Source organism: Mesotoga infera (assembly GCA_011045915.1).
In the GTDB taxonomy this organism is placed as follows: Bacteria; Thermotogota; Thermotogae; order Petrotogales; family Kosmotogaceae; genus Mesotoga; species Mesotoga infera_D.
Map to the genome: position 1 here is coordinate 1 of DSBT01000229.1, position 3699 is coordinate 3699.

General features: G+C 42.3%; 3 protein-coding genes. 2 read left to right on the forward strand and 1 reads right to left on the reverse strand.

Going from position 1 to position 3699, the window contains the following annotated elements; translation table 11 throughout:
• Both ENN47_07950 and ENN47_07955 read left to right on the forward strand, forming a co-directional pair.
• A partial coding sequence (locus ENN47_07950; GenBank protein ID HDP78100.1) for a glycosyltransferase family 4 protein occupies positions 1-1083 on the forward strand: 1083 nt, incomplete at its 5' end.
• 92 nt (positions 1084-1175) lie between these two features.
• A complete protein-coding gene (locus tag ENN47_07955; GenBank protein HDP78101.1) occupies positions 1176-2246 on the forward strand; it encodes a glycosyltransferase family 2 protein in 1071 nt (356 codons plus the stop codon).
• 193 nt (positions 2247-2439) lie between these two features.
• Here ENN47_07955 and ENN47_07960 read toward each other — a convergent pair.
• A partial coding sequence (locus ENN47_07960; protein HDP78102.1) for a UDP-glucose/GDP-mannose dehydrogenase family protein occupies positions 2440-3699 on the reverse strand: 1260 nt, incomplete at its 5' end.

Here is a 3699-nt window from a genome sequence, read left to right on the forward strand (position 1 = left end):
ACATTCGACAGCCTGCCGATTAGGGTTTTGAAGAAGCTTAAGGGTTACTCTCCGTCTCAAGCGATAGAGTCGGTGCAGGTGAATCAGAAGCATTATCCCGTATTGAATGTCTCTCTTGGCTTAAGAGATCGCATTGGGATAATTAGACAGGAGCCTGGTTCTTGGCTGAAATACGCTCAGGGTATGGCAACTGCTATCGAGAAGAACAAAAATATCGAAGAACACAGTCTGCTTCACGCTCACAGAGTTTTCCCGGAGGGCTTTGCCGCCATGCTGCTTTCTGAGAAGCACAACATTCCATATATAGTTACCGCTCATGGTGGCGAGATTCACTCCATATCAAACCAAAACAAGGCTTTCGTAAAAGAAGTTCTTGAAAAGGCAGCAAAGGCAGTCTTTGTGAGCAAGGCTTTGATGAAAGATGCATGTGAAAAGCTTGGTTACGACAAGTCCAATGGGATTGTCATTCCAAATGGGGTAGATACCAACGTATTCAGACCTATGGATAAAGAAGAGGCAAGAAAGAAGTTAAGCCTGCCGCTCGATAAGAAGATCGTGGGTTTTGTTGGCAATCTAATTGAAGTGAAAGGAGCAGATAGACTTCCAGCAATCGCGCGGGAGCTAATGAAGCTAAGATTGGACGTATTTTTCTTCATTGTAGGAGACGGTCCTTTATTGAAAACGCTAGGAGAGAAAATGCCCAGGGACATTTCGCACTTCGCCGGAAGATTAGAATATGGTCTCATGCCAACGGCTATGAATTCAATCGATGTCCTTGTTGTGCCTAGCAGGCGGGAAGGTTTTGGAACGGTTATTCTGGAAGCAAGAGCGTGTGGAGCTAGAGTAGTGGGAACCAATGTGGGCGGAATCCCGGAAGCCATTGGAGACGAGCGACTTCCTTCAAGTGACAGTGAAAATCTCTCAGAGGAGCTAGCTCAAAGAATCTCATGGATTATTTCGGATGAGCTCGAGTTAGAAACTGCGAGTTATTGTTTGTCCTCAAATGATTGGCAGGAAATAGCTAGAAGAGAGCGAGACATTTACGAAGAAATCATAAGTGAGACATATAAGTCTTACCGGTAGACTCAGACCGAATCTTTGTCTATTAGGAATTGTTCTGTAGTACGTATGGACATCTAATTCCTCATCGGCGATTATGGGAGGAGAATTCGGAGATGAACAACAGATTGTCAACTTCAGCAACTGCTCAAGAAGGTTTGGCAGTTACAGTGGTGGTACCCGCATACAATGCTGAGAGATATATTGAAAGGACGCTTAAGACTATCATAGCACAGCAAGGCGTCAACTTCGAATTGATAGTCGTCAACGACGGATCAACAGATAGCACAGAAGATGTTGCCAGTTCAGTCCTGGGTTTGTCTCAAAACTCAGCCACTTTTTCAAGGATCATAAGAATAGAGAACTCCGGTGTTAGTTCGGCAAGAAACACGGGTCTGATTTCCGCTAGAGGAGAGTATATGATATTCTTCGACTCAGATGATCTAATGTCAGAGGATTGCCTAAGTAGTGTATATAGGAAGGCATGTGAGACACAGGCTGATGTTTTGGCTTTTGGGTTTGACGTCGTTGACTGGAGTGGCAGAATAGTCCGTAGATTCGAGGACAGATACGAGTATTTATCTAAACCTACAGATGGGAAGACAGTCCTTCTTCTTATGATGAAAAACAAAACATGGTTATGGACAGGAAGCGTCTTATACAAGAAGTCTTTTTTGGAAGAACACACGTTAAAGTACCAAACGGGAGCTACAAACGGAGAAGATGTCGAATTCACGATGAAGGCATTGTTCTGTGCACGTAGAGTTGTCTTTCTAGAGAAATCCCTTGTTCAATACATTGTTAGAGGTGATTCAGCTTCAAAGGCAAGTGACTACAGGCACTTTCATTCGATTGGGTCGATGAAAAGGCTTAGGAAATTTTTGGATGTCGGAGGAGCATCAAACGAAATTATTGAAATAATGGACAGTGATATTGTTCCAAGAACATATTTTGGAGCAATCGGGAACCTTGCTCTTGGAGGGTTTCGAACGAAGGATATTATTGAATTGATAAATCATCCTGAAATACTGAAGCAAATAAAAGAATTCGAACCATTGACCAAAAAGGACAGGATGTTGAAATCGCTGTTGGTGTATTTCCCAAGAATGTATGTTAGTTATTTGCGACTGAGAGGGATGTCTTTTAGAAATCGACGGAATTACACGAAGACGGCGATTCATAATTGAAACGATTGTTTCAGATTGAGGCAAATGCAGCCAATCTGCAAGTAAGGAGGCAATTTATCAATTATGTAACACCCAAGCTTTCTATTAGGCTGAAATACTTACTTTATGATGTAACGAATGACATAGCTGATGTCACAGGATTTCCCAAATGACTAGACTGTCAAATCGATAAGGACTTCTTTCTTCCTACACCCTACAAAACAAATCCCAATGAAAGCATTTTTTCGGACTCAAGAAGATTTCTTGTATCGAGAATTACATTGCCTTTCATTAGTTTCCTTACCAACTCTAGATCTAGCCCTCTGTATTGATTCCACTCTGTTAGTATTATTATTGCATCGCTGTTATTGATAGCCTTGTACTCGCTGTCTACATATTCTATGCTCTGTCCGAATATTGCCTTTGCGTTCCCCATTGCCTGAGGATCATGAGCTATTACATTGGCTCTTCTCTTAAGCAGTTCGTTGATTACTACAATAGAAGGTGATTCTCTCATATCATCGGTCTCAGCTTTGAAAGCAAGACCAAGCACCCCTATTCTTTTTCCTCCAAGATCTCCTTCCAATAACCTCTCAAGCTTGTTGACCATTCTTGTTTTCTGCTTCTCGTTGGAGGAGATAACTTCTTTTACGAGCGGCATATCAACATTACATTTGTTTCCGATGTCGACAAGGGCTTTTGTGTCTTTAGGAAAGCAACTTCCCCCATATCCGGGACCCGGATGAAGGAACTTTGGACTAATTCTTCCGTCCATACCCATTCCCTTTGCTACCTTGTGCACATCTGCTCCTACAGCTTCACAGAGGTTGGCTATCTGGTTTATGAATGTGATTTTCGTTGCGAGAAACGCATTGCTAGCGTATTTAATCAGTTCAGCAGTCTCAAAGTTGCAAAACAGAAACGGCGTCTCTATAAGACAGAGCTGTTTGTAAATGTCATGAATAATCGTTTTGGCTTTCTCTGATTCATAACCGATAACGACCCTATCCGGATGAAATACGTCGTGAACTGCTCTTCCCTCTCTCAGAAACTCAGGATTTGAGACCACATCAAACGTATCTTTTCCAGATTTCTCGCCAATCTGTTGCTTGATCCATCTGTTTGTTCCTACTGGCACAGTGCTCTTGGTGATTATCACCTTGTATCCATTCAAATTCCTGGCAACAGATTCGACAACCGTTTCGACATTTGAGAGATCGGCTTCTCCATCTTCCTTCGAGGGAGTCCCTACTCCTATGAACACGACTTCGTTCTCTCTTATTGCTTTATCAATATTCGTTGTGAAAAAGAGCCTGCCTTCTCTGAGGTTCTTTCCTACAAGCTCCTTCAAACCAGGTTCGTAAATAGAAACCTCCCCACTCTTGAGAAGGTGATCTGAAGAAATCACATGAACTTCAAGATCTTCACAAAGCCTAAGAGATTGAATGACTGAAAGTAAACACATCTCATGACC